This window comes from Chitinophaga sp. 22620 (assembly GCF_052044405.1).
In the GTDB taxonomy this organism is placed as follows: domain Bacteria; phylum Bacteroidota; class Bacteroidia; order Chitinophagales; family Chitinophagaceae; genus Chitinophaga.
In genome coordinates this window covers 159137-175374 of sequence record NZ_JBQEMV010000001.1, presented here as the reverse complement: position 1 = coordinate 175374, position 16238 = coordinate 159137, and the positions used below count along the sequence as shown (strand labels likewise).

Below are 16238 nucleotides of genomic sequence, written 5' to 3'. Positions count from 1 at the left end.
GGGGCGACGAAGCAATCTCCTGCATTGGATTGATAGACGCAATATTGGGAGATTGCTTCGTCGCGCTTACTGCTGCACAGGATTCCTTGCTGCTCCTCGCAATGACGGACTACATATTATCCACGGATTTGAATTTGGGAAGATGCAGGCCTGAGCCGGGGTTGGCCGGATAATAGCGGTACATTTCTGATACCGTTTCTTTCAAGTACTTTAATCTTCCTTTAATATACGGGAGATGCGGGCCTGATAAGGCTTTGGCCGGATAATCGCGGTACATTTCTGATACCCCCACGCTTTCAAGTACTACTAAACACGCTTTATCCATGCTTTATCCCCGGCTTTGACACGGGGGAGATACGGGACTGACATGGGTTTGAGCGGAGGATGGCCGGGGATGAAAAAAGCCGCCCGGGGCTTACCAGGGCGGCTTCTATGCATAAAAACATTGTTGTTAGCTTTTCTTCGCTTCTTTCGCCCAGGTATCCTTCAGGGTAACAGTCCTGTTAAACACCGGCTTGCCGGGCTTCGAATCAGTGTCCGCACAGAAATATCCCATGCGCAGGAACTGGAAACGGTCGCCTGGCTTTGCATCCAGCAGCACCGGCTCCACGTACGCCTCGGGAATTACCTGCAAGGAATCAGGATTGATGAAGGATTTGAAATCTCCTTCCTCCGCCGCGGGATTTTCCACGGAAAACAGCCGGTCGTACAGGCGAACTTCTGCTTTGGCCGCATGCGCGGCGCTTACCCAGTGAATGGTGCCTTTTACCTTCAGGCCGCTGGTGTCTCCACCGCTAAGGCTTTCCGGGATGTAAGAACAATATATCGTGGTCACGTTGCCGTCCGCATCTTTCTCAAAGCTGTCGCATTTGATGATGTATGCGTACTTCAGGCGCACAGCCAGGCCGGGGCCCAGGCGGAAGAACTTCTTGGGAGGATCTTCCATAAAATCTTCCCGCTCTATGTAAAGCGTATTGCTGAATGTAACGGTGCGTGAACCGGCCGATTCATCCTCCGGGTTGTTTTCTGCCGGCAGTTCTGCCGCCTGGTTTTCCGGGTAGTTGGTGATCACCAGCTTCACCGGGTCCAGCACGGCCATTACGCGGTTGGCGGTTCTGTTCAGCTCCTCGCGGATGCAAAATTCCAGCAGGCCCACGTCTATCAGGTTATCGCGCTTTTGTACGCCTACGCGCTCCGCGAAGTTGCGGATGCTGGCAGGCGTATAGCCGCGGCGGCGGTAAGCGCTGAGGGTAGGCATGCGCGGATCGTCCCAACCGGTAACGTGGCCTTCGTTCACCAGCTGCAGCAGCTTGCGTTTGCTCATGACGGTATAGGTCAGGTTCAGCCGCGCGAACTCATATTGGTGCGAAGGGAATATGTCCAGCTTTTCGATGAACCAGTCGTACAGCGGGCGGTGCGGTACAAACTCCAGCGTACAGATGGAATGCGTGATCTGCTCGATGCTGTCGCTTTGCCCGTGCGCGAAATCGTACATCGGGTAAATGCTCCAGGCATCGCCGGTGCGGTGGTGATGTGCGTGTTTGATGCGGTACATCAGCGGGTCGCGCATGTGCATATTGGGCGAAGCCATGTCTATTTTGGCGCGCAGTACCTTGGAACCGTCAGGATGTTTGCCCTCGCGCATTTCGGCGAAAAGGCGGAGGTTTTCCTCCACGCTGCGGTCGCGGTAGGGGCTGTTCTTTCCTGCTTCGGTGGGCGTGCCTTTCAGGGCGGCTATTTCAGCGGCGCTGGAATCGTCCACATAGGCAAGGCCTTTTTTGATGAGCTCAACTGCAAACTGGTACAGCTGTTCGAAGTAATCGGAGGCATAGAGTTCATTGGCCCATTCAAAGCCCAGCCATTGGATATCGGCTTTGATGGAATCCACGTATTCAGTATCCTCGGTGATGGGATTGGTATCATCAAACCGGAGGTTCGTTTGCCCGTTGTATTTTTTAGCCAGTCCGAAATTGAGGCAGATGCTTTTGGCATGGCCAATGTGCAGGTACCCGTTGGGCTCCGGCGGGAAACGGGTGAGCACCCGCCCTCCGTTCGCGCCTTTGGCGATATCCTCTTCCACGATCTGTTCTAAAAAATTCAGTGATCTTTCTTCGCTCATAAAAATTGTAGCTTTTGCCGAATTGCAAATGTAATATAAAGTGCTTACACCCCGTAAATCCCACTTTCGGGGAAAATACTACATTTACAATCCAATAAAGTATTATGGTCAACCCGAATCAACGCCCCATCCGCGTGCTGGTAGCGAAAGTAGGCCTCGACGGTCACGACCGCGGCGCCAAAGTGATCGCTTCCGCCCTGCGCGACGCGGGTATGGAAGTAATTTACACCGGCCTGCGGCAAACGCCGGAAATGGTGGTGAACGCGGCTTTGCAGGAAGATGTGGACGCTATCGGCATCAGCATCCTGTCCGGCGCGCATATGACGGTTTTTCCCAAGATCATCAACCTCATGAAGGAAAAAGGGATGAACGACGTGCTGCTCACCGGCGGCGGCATCATCCCCGATGCGGATATGCAGGAACTGTACGCCCTCGGGGTGGGCAAGCTCTTCCCCCCGGGCACCCATACCCAGGAAATAGCGGGCTACATCACGGACTGGACCAAAGAACACCGGGAATTTTAACATTTTTTGTAACTTTTTAAAAACCGGGTCGTCTTTTCCATATAACGGCAGCAAGATAAGATATCTCCCTTGGCAGAGAAGGGAGCCCCGACGGGCCGGCCTGACGTTGTGAAATCCAATAAACCGCAAAAGTTGAAACTTATGAACTTTATCCGCTACACTATGCTTATTCTCGGCCTGGCCGCTACCACAGGGCTCAGGGCGCAGAACGACACTATTGAATCATCCGTAGAGGTCAAGAAAAAAGTGTCTTATCATTTCCATATTTATGCCCCGCCCAAGCCCCGCCAGGGCTATATTACAGCCGGCGGCAACGGCCCCCTGCTGTCTTTCGCCAAGGTGACCAACAACGGCGAGCATGTGCGCAACATCCCGCGTTTTACCATGTTCTTCAACGTCGGCACCAATTACAACTACGACTTTTCCAACAACTTCGGCATCTTTACCGGGTTGAATATCAAGAATATAGGGCTTATTACCAAACCCAACGACTCCGTGAAGCTGAAACAAAGGGTATACACCCTCGGCGTGCCCCTGGGTATCAAGGTGGGTAACCTGCGCGACGGGTTCTTTTTCTTCGCCGGCGGCGAGTACGACCTGGCGTTCAACTATAAAGAAAAATATTTCCTGGACGGCGACAAGAAAAGCAAGTTCAACGAATGGTTCTCCGACCGTACGGACATCCTGATGCCCTCGGTATTCGCCGGTTTCCGCTTCCCGCCCGGGTTTGGCGTGAAAGTGCAGTATTACCTGAACGATTTCTTCAATAAAGACTACACCGAAACTGTGAACGGCGTAAAAACCACGCCCTACAAGGATATCAAAGCCAATATGATGTTCGTGACGCTGAGCTACAGCTTCAGCGGCGGCTTCAAATGCAAAACGCATGATTACCACCAGACCAAAACCAAGTACCGTAAAGGCACCAAGGTGATCATCGAAAAAAGGACCGAAATAGAGGACAAATAAACTCATCGATAGCTATGACCAACGAAAGGGGCTGTACGCAGGTGCAGCCTTTTTTCATTTCCGCCATGCCGGATTTTAGGCTTAAATTTAAACGCCAAAGCAAATAAAAACTTTTCCGATATGTATAATACACTGAGCACCGAATTGAAGGATGGTATCCTGGAGATCACCATCAACCGGCCGGACAAGATGAACGCCCTCAACCAGGAAGTAATGCAGGAGCTGGCCCTGGCCATAGACGAGATCTATACCAACCCCGGGGTAGACGCCGCGCTGATCACCGGCGCGGGGCAGAAGGCATTTATTGCGGGCGCGGATATTTCGGAGTTCCTGTCGCTCTCGCCCGAGCAGGGCGGGGAGCTCGCTAAAAAAGGCCATACCATATTCCAGCGGATAGAAGAAAGTCATAAACCGATAGTGGCCGCGGTGAACGGGTTTGCCCTGGGCGGCGGCTGCGAGCTGGCTATGGCCTGCCATTTCAGGGTGGCGAGCGACAATGCGAAGTTCGGCCAGCCCGAAGTGAACCTGGGGATCATCCCGGGTTATGGCGGCACGCAGCGGCTGGTACAGCTGATCGGCAAAGGAAAAGCGCTGGAACTGATGATGACGGCGGACCTGATCGGCGCCGAAGAAGCCCGCCAGCTGGGGCTGGTGAATCACGTTACCACCCAGGAAGCCCTGCTGGACAAAACGCGCCAGCTGCTGAAAAAAATACAAAGCAAGGCGCCCCTGGCCATTTCACGCGTGATCAAATGTGTGAACGCTTATTTTAAGATGGAAGAAGAAGGCGGTTTCGAAACCGAGATCGCGGAATTTGCGGCCTGTTTTGCCACGAAAGACTTGCAGGAAGGGGCGGAAGCCTTTATCCAGAAACGGCAGCCTCAATTTAAAGGGGAATAGGGGCGGATTTGCCGTTCCGAATTGTATTTTTGTGGTCCAAAATTATAGCATATGGATTTCAGGATAGAGAAAGACACGATGGGCGAGGTGAAAGTGCCGGCCAACGCGTATTACGGCGCCCAAACCCAACGTTCCATCGACAATTTCAGGATTGCGCAGGACATTAACAGGATGCCCAAAGAGATCATCCGCGCCTTCGCTTACCTGAAGAAAGCCGCCGCGCTCACCAACCAGGAAGCCGGCGTGTTGCCGAAAGAAAAAGCGGAACTCATCGGGAAAGTGTGCGACGAGATACTGGAAGGCAAGCTGGACGCGGAATTCCCGCTCGTGGTTTGGCAAACCGGCTCAGGCACCCAGAGCAACATGAACGTGAACGAAGTGGTGGCCTACCGCGCCCACGTGATCAACGGCGGGCAGCTGACCGATAAGGACAAAGTGGTGCATCCGAACGACGATGTGAATAAATCCCAGTCTTCCAACGATACCTTCCCCACTGCCATGCACATTGCGGCTTACAAAATGCTGCTGGAAGTAACGATCCCCGGTATCAAAAAGCTGCGCGACACCCTCGCGAAAAAATCAAAAGAATTCATGCACGTCGTGAAGATCGGCCGCACCCACTTTATGGATGCCACGCCGCTCACGCTCGGCCAGGAGATCAGCGGGTACGTTTCCCAGCTGGACCATGGCCTGCGCGCTATCAATAACACCCTGCCGCACCTCAGCGAGCTGGCCCTGGGCGGCACTGCGGTGGGTACCGGCATTAACACGCCCGAAGGTTATGCGGAGAACGTGGCGAAGAAGATCGCCGAGCTCACCGGTCTGCCTTTCGTGACCGCCGAGAACAAATTCGAATCGCTGGCCGCGCACGACGCGATCGTGGAAGCCCACGGCGCATTAAAAACAGTGGCTGTGAGCCTCATGAAGATCGCCAACGACATCCGTATGCTCAGCTCCGGCCCCCGCTCCGGCATCGGCGAATTGTTCATACCCGACAATGAGCCCGGTTCTTCCATCATGCCCGGCAAAGTGAATCCCACGCAGTGCGAGGCGCTCACCATGATCGCCGCGCAGGTATTGGGCAACGATGTGGCCATCAACATTGGCGGTGCTACCGGCCACTTTGAGCTGAACGTGTTCAAACCGATGATGATCTATAATTTCCTGCACTCCGCCCGCCTCATCGGCGACGGTTGCGTGAGCTTCAACGACAAATGCGCCGAAGGCATCGCGCCGATCGAAGAGAACATCAAAAAACACGTGGATAATTCACTGATGCTGGTAACAGCCCTCAACACGAAGATCGGTTATTACAAGGCGGCTGAAATTGCGCAGAAAGCGCATAAAGAAGGCACTACGCTGAAGGAAATGGCCGTGAAGCTGGGTTATGTTACGCCGGAGGAATTCGACGCCTGGGTGATACCCGCCAACATGGTCGGCAAGATCCAATAACATCCTTTCAACGCATAAAAAAAAGAGGCTCCGGCGAGCCTCTTTTTTTATTGTATTTCGATTTCGTTTGAATAATGATCATTTCCAGAATACCATGATGATGGTGCGGAGGCTCATGGCTATTACCAGAACGCCCACCATGATCATCAGCGGTTTCCGCTTCATTTTCTTTACCAGTACGGCCGCAAAGGGAGATGCGATCACGCCGCCGAGTATCAGGCCGATGATCACCTGCCAGCTGTCTACGCCGTTGAATAACAGGAAAGTGCCCGCGCTCGAAACGGAGATAAAGAACTCTGCGGCATTCACCGAACCGATGGTATAGTTCACCGTGCGGCCCTTGCTGAGCAGGGTGGAGGTTACGATCGGGCCCCAGCCGCCGCCGCCGATAGCGTCCATGAAACCGCCGAAAAAAGCCAGCGGGCCCAGCCTTTTGGTTTTGCTCTTGGGTTTGTTGCGCTGCAGCGCTTTACGCAGGATGAGTATGCCCAGGATCATGAGATATGCGCTCATGAAGGGTTTGATGATGTCGCCGTCTATTTTGTCGGATAAAAGGTAAGCGCCGGTGACGGCGCCTATCATGCCCGGGATGAGCAGGTGGAGGAAAAGTTTTTTGTTCACGTTACCCAGCTTGAAGTGGGCAATGCCCGACGCGCCGGTGGTGAACACCTCGGCCACGTGTACGCTGGTGCTGGTCATAGCCGGCGAAACGCCCAGCCCCAGCAGCAGCGACGAGGAGGTAGCGCCATAAGCCATCCCCAGCGCACCGTCTATCATCTGTGCGGTAAGGCCCACACCCATGAAGAACAGCAGTTTGTCGGTAAACACATTCCTGGCGAACCGCGCAATGCGGGTTTGCGTATCGTGCGAAATGCCGTAGTAGTAAGTGAACCAGAGGCCTGCAAGCACCACGAGAATGGAAATACCGATGGTCACCCATATCCAGCGCTGTTTTTTATTGTCCTCGTTAACGAGGTCGATCAGCACCTTTTGTGTTTCAACGGTAGCTACGCGTTGCTCAGCCTTATCTATCACCTCATTATGCGACATAAATTATAATACTAATATAGTCTACAGGAATTGTGGACTAAAAATATAGCTAATCCCTGGTATATCCAAATATTTGTGCCCGGGTTTTAAAAAATGACGGAGGCAGGGGCCTGGCAGCGGTATCGCGCCCTGGGGCAAGGCTTCAAATAAGGCCAGGGTGCGCCAGGCCTGCGGTGTTATGTTATCCCGGCGCAGTATCGCGGGAGGATGCTGTTTATTGCGGACAGCTATCCGGTTGGGTGGAATATCTCGGATTTATATCTATGCTGGCGCATAGTTGACGGGCATTATACGCAATAAAAAAGGCGCTGTAATGCGCCTTTCCTTTTTTTATCTGCAATAAAATAATCCAACTTACACCGCCTGCTGCGTAGTACCCACCGGCTGGTTTTCCGCGTCGGTCTTCCTGTGCAGGAACCGCTTCTGGAACAGCAGGATGGTGATAACGCCCACGGATATAGCCGCATCCGCGATGTTGAACACCGGCCTGAAGAAAATGAAATGTTCCCCGCCCCAGAAAGGCACCCAGCTAGGTAAAGTTCCGTCGAACAGCGGGAAATACAGCATGTCTACCACATTGCCATGCAGGAAAGTACCATATCCGCCGCCGGCAGGCATGAACTGTGCCAGCTCGTAACGGGTGCTTTCGGAAAAGATCAGGCCGTAGAACATACTGTCTATCAGGTTGCCCGCCGCGCCGGCCAGTATGAGCGCGCCGCAAACCAGCAAACCATTGTGATATTTTTCCTTCACCAGTTTTCTCATATAAAAAAAACCGATCACCACCGCAATGAGGCGGAACAAGGTAAGGGCGATCTTCCCGAATTCGCCGCCGAACTTCAGGCCGTAGGCCATGCCTTCATTTTCAATGAAATGAATGAAGAACCAGTCGGAGATCACGGGAAACTGTTCAGCAATGGTCATATGGGTCTTGATCCAGAACTTCAATGCCTGGTCTACCACCAGGATCAGCACTACTATTAAAACAATGTGTCGGTATTTCAAAACTTCAAATTTTTCCAAAAATAATGTATTATTTCAAAGATGGTAGCCCGTTAACAGCTTGTTTTATTCCTGGTAATATACACGTTTTACCCGCTGTGAAATGCTTGTCAGTATTTCGTATGCAATGGTGCCGGCCCACCTGGCAAGCTGCTGTACGGAAAGGTCTTCCCCGAACACGATCACTTCATCGCCTTCGGTAACGTCAGGAATATGGGTGACGTCCAGCATGAGCATGTCCATAGCCACTACGCCCGCTACGGGCGCGAGTTTGCCGCGTACTTTCATTTGCCCTTTCCCGTTGCCCAGCGAGCGTTTGTACCCGTCCGCATACCCGATGCGCACGGTGGCTATCACGGCGGGTTTCCCGGCCTTCCAGGTAGCGCCGTAGCCCACGGTGTCCCCGGCGGGAATGCGTTTCACCTGCGCCACAGTGGTCTTTAATGTGCTCACGTTCCGCAGCTTATCCTGGAATTCACCCACACTGTCCACCCCGTACATGCCGATGCCGAGGCGCACCATATCCAGCTGGAGGTCAGGGTGGCGGTGAATGGCGGCGCTGTTGGCAATGTGGCGGATCACGCCGTAGCCCAGCTGCTGCTGGAGCGCGGCGCTCATTTTGGCGAACCGTTCTGCCTGCGTTTTGGTGAATGCGTCCATGGCGGGGTCTTCGCTGGCGGCAAGGTGGCTGAAAATAGACTGCACTTTAAATAAACCTTCTGCATTCAGGCGCTGCGCCAGCTCGGCGATCTCGTGCTGCTCGAAGCCAAGGCGGTGCATTCCCGTGTCCAGCTTGATGTGCACGGGATAATTGGTTTTATTCGCGTAACGGACGGATTCTTCGAATTGTTCGAGGGTGTACATGGAATACAGTTCCGGTTCCAGGTTCCATTGAAGGATAGCGTCGAAGCTGCTGGGCTCGGGGTTCATGACCATGATGGGCAACGTAATGCCCGCGCGGCGCAGGTCCACGCCTTCATCCGCATAAGCCACGGCGAGATAGTCAACGCCATGGAACTGCAGCAGGCTGGCGATCTCGAAAGTGCCGCTGCCGTAAGCAAAGGCTTTCACCATGGCCATCAGCTTGGTGCCGGGCTTCAGCAGGGCCTGGTACGCTTTCACGTTGTGCGCGATGGCGCTGAGGTTGATCTCCAGGATGGTCTGGTGCGCTTTCTGTTCCAGCAGCTTGCCGATGCGCTCGAACTGGAACACCCGCGCGCCTTTCACGAGAATGGACTCATTCTGGAAATCCGCTGTGTCCACTTTTTGCAGGAACTCTTCGGTGGATGCATAGAAGGTGCTGTGCACTTTCTGGAAGCTCTGCTTTTCCCGGGAAATATGTTTGCCAATGCCGATCAGCTTCTGGATACCCTTTTTTTCCAGCATGCCGGCCACTTCTTCGTAAAGGGAGCCTTCGCTTTTGCCGGATTGCAGGATGTCGCTGAGGATCACCGTGCGGGTAGGATGCTGGCGCTGCTGTTGCAGGAAGTCCAGCGCAATGGCCAGCGAGCCCAGATCGGAATTGTAGCTGTCGTTGATGATGCTTGAATTGTTGATGCCCTGCTTCATTTCCAGGCGCATGGCGATGTTGCCGAGGTGGTCCATTCGGTCCTGGATCACATCGTGCGGCTTGCCGAGGTGGAGCATGAGCGCCCAGCAATGGATGGCGTTCTCGATAGAACCTTCGTCCGTAAAAGGAATGCGGATGAAGACCGGATCCTGTTTGTACAACGCGTCTATGCGGGTATGGTTATCGTTCTTGTCCACGCCGATGATACGCAGGTCCGCTTCCGTTTTGCGGCTCCAGGTAAGCAATTGCAGGTCGTTGTCGATCTCGCGCTTGCCAACGAGGTTGTGGAAGTTGTTCACGCATTCGTTCAGCGCAAGGTAATCTTTGCAATAAATGAGCACATCGGCGCGGGTGAAGAGCACGAGCTTTTCGTTCACTTTCTGCCGGATGTTCAGGAAACCTTCGTTGTGGGCTTCGCCGATATTGGTGAAGATGCCGATGGTAGGGCGGATGACCTTTTCGAGGTTCACCATTTCGCCGGGCTGTGAAATACCGGCTTCAAAAATGGCGAGCTGGTTCTCGGGTTTCATTTGCCAGACAGACAAAGGCACGCCGATCTGCGAATTATAGCTCTTGGGGCTGCGCACAATGTTGTAGTCCTTTTCCAGCAACTGGAAGAGCCATTCTTTAACGATGGTTTTGCCGTTGCTGCCGGTGATGCCTATCACCGGGATGTGGAACTGCTGGCGGTGGTAAGCCACCAGCGCGTGCAGCGCCTGCAAGGTGTTCTTAACGAGGATGATGTTGGCTTTCGGATAAAGACCTGCGGCTACGGGTTCGCTTACGACAAAGTTGCTGACGCCCTTCTGGTACAGCTCATCGATGTACTGGTGGGCGTTGCGGCGGTCGCTGACGAGGGGAATGAACAAGGATGTTTCGGCAACAAGTAATTTGCGGCTGTCCAGCAAAATATGTTCGATCTCCGGGTACCCGGTCTGTTGCATCAATTCGCCCTTCAGGATCTTGCTGATACTTTCTGCTGTATACAATTTAATATGGTTTTAATAACAAAGCGCCCGGGGACTCTCTTTCCCGGGCGCTTTCCGGACTAACTAACTTTCTATCTCTTCTTCAACCGGCTTCACCGGGAGCTTCTTGTCGAATATAATGGAATACACAATAGAACCTGCCAGGCACACTACGATCACCATGAGGCTCACCCAAACCGGCAGCTTGAAGTGCCAGATCTCGGCCAGCATTTTGAGACCGATGAACACCAGCACGATGGCGATACCCTGCTGCAGGTAATCGAACTTGTCTACAGCGCCCCTGAGCAGGAAGAACAGGGAACGCAGGCCCAGTACGGCGAAGATGTTGGAAGTGTACACTACCAGCGGTTCTTTCGAAATGGCAAATACTGCCGGGATGGAATCCAGCGCAAACACGATGTCCGTCACGGCAAGCATTACCACCACCACGGCCAGGGAAGTGAAATACACCTTGCCGCTGTGTTTGATGGTAAAACGGTCATGCGGCTCGGCGTGCGAAATGCGCATGTATTTCTGCATAAAACGGTATGCAAAGTTCTCTTCGGGCTTGAATTCTTCGTGCTGGTCCACCATGAACATCTTGATGCCGGTGTATACAAGAAATGCGCCGAATATGTACAGTATCCAGCCGAACTGAGCGATCAGGGCCACGCCAACGGTAATGAAAATGGCGCGGAACACGATAGCCATGAGAATGCCGATCAGGAGCACCCGCGCATAGGCGGTCTCTTTGATCTTGAAGAACCCGAAGATCAGGATGAATACGAAAATGTTGTCGATGGAAAGCGACCATTCCATGAGGTAGGCGCTGAGGTATTCGATCGCCATTTTGGAACCGTCCTCATGCCAGATAAATGCAAAAAAGCCGAATGACAGGGCAACCCAGAAGCAGGTTTGAACCAGCGCTTTTTTAATGGAAATAACTTCACCTTTTTTACTTAAAAGCCCAAGGTCGAAAATCAGGGCCAAGACGATAACAATACCAAATACGGTGTACGTCCATTGTTGCGGTGTCATGCAAAGCGGAAAATTTAATGAACAGCAAAGATAATGGATTCCCCGGGGTTTTACCCGGCATACTTGCGTTGGCGGATGAACTGGAAAACCATGGCAAACAACAGGATAACACCGATGGGAACGGCAAACGCAATGACCTGCCATTTAGTGCGGCCGTTTTTCACTTTTTCGGGGTCCAGCAGCCTGAGGGTCAGCTCCTTATTACGGGTATCCATGATCGGCGTTTTGCTGGTCAGGTATTCGATGCTGTTGAGGAAAAATTCTTTGTTGGCGAAAACATATTGCGGATTAAACTCATTCACGCCCATTTGCAAAGGGCCGCTTTTCTGGGAAACAGCATTAGTGATAATATCGGCATCCCCCACCACGATCATTTTCCCGATGGTGTCTGCCATTGCTTTGAAAGGCTTTCCTGAAGCGGTTTCCAGCGCTTTTTGCTCTGCCGCGCCCAGCCGGTGGTTGAACAGGGAGGGGAAGCGCCCTTCGAGCAATACGGCCACGGGCACGTTGCGCAGGCGGTAATCTCTCGGGTTGGGCTGCTGCTGCACGCTTTCGAGGGTTACCTGCACGGGCCCGCGGAGCACGCGGCTATGCTCTGAACTGGCCAGCAGCACGGTCTTCCGGATGTCCCCGCCTTTAACGGTGTCCACGGAATTGGCGAAGCGGCTCATCACGAGGTCCATGTTCTTCACGATGGGATGCGCATTGGTAGGCGTGAAAAGCGGGAAGAAAGGAAAAGGCACAGGCTGGATCTGCGGTTTATCGCCGATGTTGCCTACCACCAACGGTATCACATCGCTCTGCAGGTCCTGCACCAGGTCCAGGTTCACACGGGCGCCGTATTTGAAGAGCAGGTCTTCCAGTTGCAGCCCGCGGTCGAAGGCCACGAAATCGCGGCCTCTAAGACTGTCTACGGAAGCATTGAGATTATCGATGAACCAGATCACTTTGCCGCCGTTCATCACGTACTGGTCTATTTTCAGCTTGTCTTCGTCTGTAAAAGTTTCGGCGGGGCGAACAAACATGATGGCGTCAAACTCGCGCGGGATATGGGAATCGGAGCGGAGGTTGATGGTATCCACCTGGTATTGTTCGTGCAGGGTCTTAAGGGCGTCGTAGATGTTGGGGCCTTCAGGCTCGCCGTGGCCCAGCATATAACCTACCAGCGGGCGTTCTTCCTGTTGCAGCTGGTAAATGGCATTGGCGAATTTATATTCGAGCAGGGCTTCTGAGTTGTTGAGCGCGGCCATCGGGTCCAGCCCGCCCTGGCTTTTCAGCAGGTTCACCGCGTTTTCGCGGCCTTTGTACTGGATAACGGCGCCGGGGAAAATGAGCCTTTCAGCGAAAGCATCCTTCCCGTCTTCCTGCACCTGCAAATTGAACGGCAGTATGCCGCGCGCCATCAGGGAATCCTGGAAGCTGGTGCGCATGGAATCGGGCAGGTCTGTACCTGGATTGAGGAAGGTAAACCGGATATTATTGCCGCCGTATTGCTGGAATTCTTCCAGCAGCTCGCGCGTGGCATCGGCCAGCTGGCGGAAACCCGCGGGGTATTTGCCTTTGAGATACACTTCTATGGTCACCGGCGCATCCAGGTTTTTGAGCAGGCTGCGGGTGGAAGCGGCGAGGGTATAGCGTTTTTCGGCGGTAAGGTCCCAGCGGCCATGCAGGTAGGCGGCGGCCACATTCAGCGCGACGATCACGGCGAGTACGCCCAGCGTGCGCTGGAGGTATTTTTTTCGTTTATCCTTTCTCGTTACTTCCATTATCCCTGCCAGATTTTGCGTTCCAGTGAAATTTTAGTGAGGTAGAGCATCAGGCCGGTAAGACTGAAAAAATAAATGATGTCGCGGCTGTCTACCACGCCGCGGCTGATGCTGTCGTAATGGTAACGGATGCCGGCCATTTTAAGGTAATAGTCCGCCCCGCCTGAAAACACAGCAACCCTGCTGAGCGCATCGAAGCCGTTGTACAGTATGAAGCAGGTGAAGATAGCGATGAGAAAGGCCACCACGGCGTTGCCGGTGAGAGAGGACGCCCAGATGCCGGTGGCGGTGAACACGCCCCCCAGCAGCAGCAGCCCGATGTAGGAGCCGAGGATGCTGCCCCCGTCGAGACCGTTGTTCGTTGCGGCCAGCTGAGCCATGGCAATGTAGTATACAACGGTGGGTATGAGCGCGATGAGCACGATCAGCAGGCAGGCCCAGTATTTCCCCCAAACGATCTGCCACCAGGTGAGGGGTTTGGTGCTGAGCAGCTCCATGGTGCCGTTCCTGAACTCATCTGCCAGGCTGCGCATGGTGATGGCGGGTATCAGGAGGAGGAAGATCATGGGGGCCAGTTCAAAAAGACCGTCCAGGTTGGCATACCCGGCGTCCAGCAGGCTGGTGTCCGGGAAAACGAAGAGGAAGAGCCCGTTGGCAAGCAGGAACAGGATAATGGCCACATAGCCCGTAATACTGCTGAAAAACTGGTGAATGTCTTTTTTGAATATCGCGTACATAGACGGTGACAAATATAGAATATTTGAATTTTTAGTTATCCGTTATTTCTTTTTAAACAAGAAAAAAGCCGTCCGGAATAGTTTCCAAACGGCTTTTCCCGTTAAAATCGTATGTAATGGCGGTTATACTGCGAAGCTGTCTCCACACGCGCAGGTGCGGGCGGCGTTCGGGTTGTTGAAATAGAACCCTTTACCATTGAGGCCTTCGGAGAATTCGAGGGTGGTGTTGCAGAGGTACAGGAAGCTTTTCAGGTCTGTTACCACTTTAATGCCTTTATCTTCAAACACCTGGTCTTTCGGTTTGGTCTCTGTGTCGAAATCCAGCTTGTAGCTCAGGCCCGAGCAGCCGCCGCCCACTACGGACACCCGCAGGAAAGCGTCCGCCCCCAGGGTGCCTTCGGCCCTCAATGCGTCTACTTTTTGTTTGGCTTTATCGCTTATATAAATCATGATCGTTCCCTTTTATTTTAAAATTTCATTGAATTCACGGATCGTATTGTCCACGGCTGCAATGGCAAAATCTATCTCTGCGTCGGTGGTGTACCTTCCTAAGGCAAACCTGAGCGAAGAGCGTGCCAGTTCATCTTCCACCCCCATGGCCAGCAATACATGGCTGGGTTCGGGATTGGCTGAAGTGCAGGCTGAGCCCGAAGATACGGCAATTTGCCGGCTTATGGACCTCAGCAAAGCGTCGCCCTGCATGCCATGGAAGCCGATATTGGTCACATGCGGCAGCCTGGGTGCGCCGGAACCGTTTACCGTGGCGTGTTCCCGGGCCAGGATGGTGGTTTCCAGCCTGTCGCGCATGGCAGATAAGCGGTCGGCAACGGCTGCCATTTCGGCGGCTGCGAGCTCGCAGGCTTTCCCGAACCCGGCAATGGCCGGAACGTTCAGTGTGCCGGAGCGTATGCCCCGCTCATGGCCGCCCCCGTCCATCTGGGCGATGATCTTCACCCGGGGGCCGCGCCGCCTTATGTACAACGCGCCCACGCCTTTGGGCCCGTACAGCTTGTGTGCGCTGAAAGCCATCATGCCGATGCCTTCCTGCTGCACGTTCAGCGGTATTTTGCCAACGGCCTGCGTGCCGTCTGTGAACAGGATCACGCCCTTTTCCTGCGCTATGCGGCTGATCTCCGCTATGGGCTGGATCACGCCGGTCTCGTTGTTGGCGTACATGATGGCGATCAGGATGGTTTCAGCCGTGATGGCGGCTTCCAGCTCATCCGGGCTGATCAGCCCTGCGGCATTCACTTTCAGCCGGGTAACGGAAGCGCCCTGTTTTTCGAGGTGGCTCAGCGTGTCGAGCACGGCTTTGTGCTCTGTTTCCGCGGTAATGATGTGATTGCCTTTTCCGGCGTATGCTTCAAAGAGCCCTTTGATGCCGAGGTTCACCGCTTCGGTGGCGCCGGAGGTGAATATGATCTCCTGCGCATCCGCGCCGATGAGCCGCGCCAGCTGCTGCCTTGCATGGTCCACCGCCCCTTCCGCGGCCCAGCCGAATGCATGGTTGCGCGACGCAGCATTGCCGAAGTGCCGCGTAAAGAACGGCAGCATGGTTTCCACCACCCGCGGATCGCAGGGCGTGGTGGCGTTATAATCCAGGTATACCGGCGGCTGCTGCATCCCGCAAAATTACGATATAAGTTCTACTTTTGGCCGGTCCGGCCATCAATAAAGGCCGGTGGGGCGATAGCTTCCGTCTATATTTCAAAGCTTAAAGATTATGTTAAAAGTGGAACACATCGGGATCGCCGTGAAGTCGCTGGCGGATTCCGTACCTCTCTTCGAGAAATTGCTGAATACGTCCTGTTACAAGACCGAGGATATAGCCTCCGAAGGCGTTTCCACGGCGTTTTTCAGGCAGGGGGATACCAAGATCGAGCTGCTGGAAGCGGCGGAAGAAAGCAGTCCTATCGCGAAGTTCCTCGCCAAAAGGGGAGAAGGGGTGCATCACATCGCCTTCGAAGTGGCAGATATTAAAGCGGAAATGGCCCGCCTGCAATCAGAAGGGTTCGAGCTGCTGAATACGGAGCCCAAACCCGGTGCAGACAACAAGCTAGTTTGTTTTCTGCATCCCAAAGGTACCGCCGGCATATTGGTGGAGTTGACGCAAGAGCGGTTGTAAATCAGTGACTTGGGGTTT

Annotated in this window: 14 protein-coding genes; 5 read left to right on the top strand and 9 right to left on the bottom strand. The window is 53.8% G+C overall.

Annotation, left to right across the window (positions count from 1 at the left end; genetic code table 11):
• Window positions 1–451 precede the first annotated feature (451 nt).
• Window positions 452–2119, bottom strand: coding sequence for a glutamine--tRNA ligase/YqeY domain fusion protein (locus ACTJIK_RS00700; protein ID WP_440644324.1), 1668 nt, complete (start codon window positions 2117–2119; stop codon window positions 452–454).
• A 104-nt stretch (window positions 2120–2223) separates the two neighbouring features.
• On the opposite strand from ACTJIK_RS00700, the gene ACTJIK_RS00695 reads away from it, so the two are divergent.
• The 4 genes from ACTJIK_RS00695 to fumC all read left to right on the top strand — a co-directional run bounded on the left by ACTJIK_RS00695 (window position 2224) and on the right by fumC (window position 5964).
• Window positions 2224–2643, top strand: coding sequence for a cobalamin B12-binding domain-containing protein (locus ACTJIK_RS00695; RefSeq protein WP_440644323.1), 420 nt, complete (start codon window positions 2224–2226; stop codon window positions 2641–2643).
• Window positions 2644–2784: 141 nt separating this feature from the next.
• On the top strand, window positions 2785–3612 hold the full coding sequence (locus ACTJIK_RS00690; protein ID WP_440646134.1) for a hypothetical protein: 828 nt from the start codon (window positions 2785–2787) through the stop codon (window positions 3610–3612).
• Between the two features lie 120 nt (window positions 3613–3732).
• Window positions 3733–4512, top strand: a complete 780-nt coding sequence (locus tag ACTJIK_RS00685; protein WP_440644322.1) for an enoyl-CoA hydratase/isomerase family protein — start codon at window positions 3733–3735, stop codon at window positions 4510–4512.
• Between the two features lie 51 nt (window positions 4513–4563).
• Window positions 4564–5964, top strand: coding sequence for a class II fumarate hydratase (fumC, locus tag ACTJIK_RS00680; RefSeq protein WP_440644320.1), 1401 nt, complete (start codon window positions 4564–4566; stop codon window positions 5962–5964).
• A 78-nt stretch (window positions 5965–6042) separates the two neighbouring features.
• Here the strand turns inward: fumC and ACTJIK_RS00675 are convergent, their stop codons facing one another.
• From ACTJIK_RS00675 to ACTJIK_RS00640, 8 genes are all read right to left on the bottom strand, one after another.
• The gene (locus tag ACTJIK_RS00675) at window positions 6043–7014 is read right to left on the bottom strand and encodes a sulfite exporter TauE/SafE family protein (protein ID WP_440644319.1); all 972 of its coding nucleotides are present in this window, start codon (window positions 7012–7014) and stop codon (window positions 6043–6045) included.
• Window positions 7015–7368: 354 nt separating this feature from the next.
• Window positions 7369–8019 (bottom strand): lipoprotein signal peptidase, encoded by a 651-nt coding sequence (locus ACTJIK_RS00670; protein WP_440644318.1) that lies wholly within the window; start codon window positions 8017–8019, stop codon window positions 7369–7371.
• A 63-nt stretch (window positions 8020–8082) separates the two neighbouring features.
• Entirely contained in the window at window positions 8083–10575 is a 2493-nt protein-coding gene (locus ACTJIK_RS00665; RefSeq protein ID WP_440644317.1) for a bifunctional UDP-N-acetylmuramoyl-tripeptide:D-alanyl-D-alanine ligase/alanine racemase, read from the bottom strand.
• A gap of 63 nt (window positions 10576–10638) precedes the next feature.
• Entirely contained in the window at window positions 10639–11592 is a 954-nt protein-coding gene (locus ACTJIK_RS00660) for a TerC/Alx family metal homeostasis membrane protein (RefSeq protein ID WP_440644315.1), read from the bottom strand.
• Window positions 11593–11642: 50 nt separating this feature from the next.
• Window positions 11643–13358: a gliding motility-associated ABC transporter substrate-binding protein GldG gene (gldG, locus tag ACTJIK_RS00655; protein WP_440644314.1), complete on the bottom strand. Its 1716-nt coding sequence runs from the start codon at window positions 13356–13358 to the stop codon at window positions 11643–11645.
• The gene (gene gldF / locus ACTJIK_RS00650) at window positions 13358–14095 is read right to left on the bottom strand and encodes a gliding motility-associated ABC transporter permease subunit GldF (RefSeq protein WP_440644313.1); all 738 of its coding nucleotides are present in this window, start codon (window positions 14093–14095) and stop codon (window positions 13358–13360) included. The genes gldG and gldF overlap by 1 nt, the downstream gene beginning before the upstream one ends.
• Before the next feature lie 123 nt (window positions 14096–14218).
• The gene (locus ACTJIK_RS00645; RefSeq protein ID WP_440644312.1) at window positions 14219–14545 is read right to left on the bottom strand and encodes a HesB/IscA family protein; all 327 of its coding nucleotides are present in this window, start codon (window positions 14543–14545) and stop codon (window positions 14219–14221) included.
• A gap of 12 nt (window positions 14546–14557) precedes the next feature.
• The gene (locus tag ACTJIK_RS00640) at window positions 14558–15718 is read right to left on the bottom strand and encodes a cysteine desulfurase family protein (protein ID WP_440644311.1); all 1161 of its coding nucleotides are present in this window, start codon (window positions 15716–15718) and stop codon (window positions 14558–14560) included.
• A 100-nt stretch (window positions 15719–15818) separates the two neighbouring features.
• Here ACTJIK_RS00640 and mce point away from each other — a divergent pair, with 100 nt between their 5' ends.
• Entirely contained in the window at window positions 15819–16220 is a 402-nt protein-coding gene (mce, locus tag ACTJIK_RS00635; protein ID WP_440644310.1) for a methylmalonyl-CoA epimerase, read from the top strand.
• Window positions 16221–16238 lie beyond the last annotated feature (18 nt).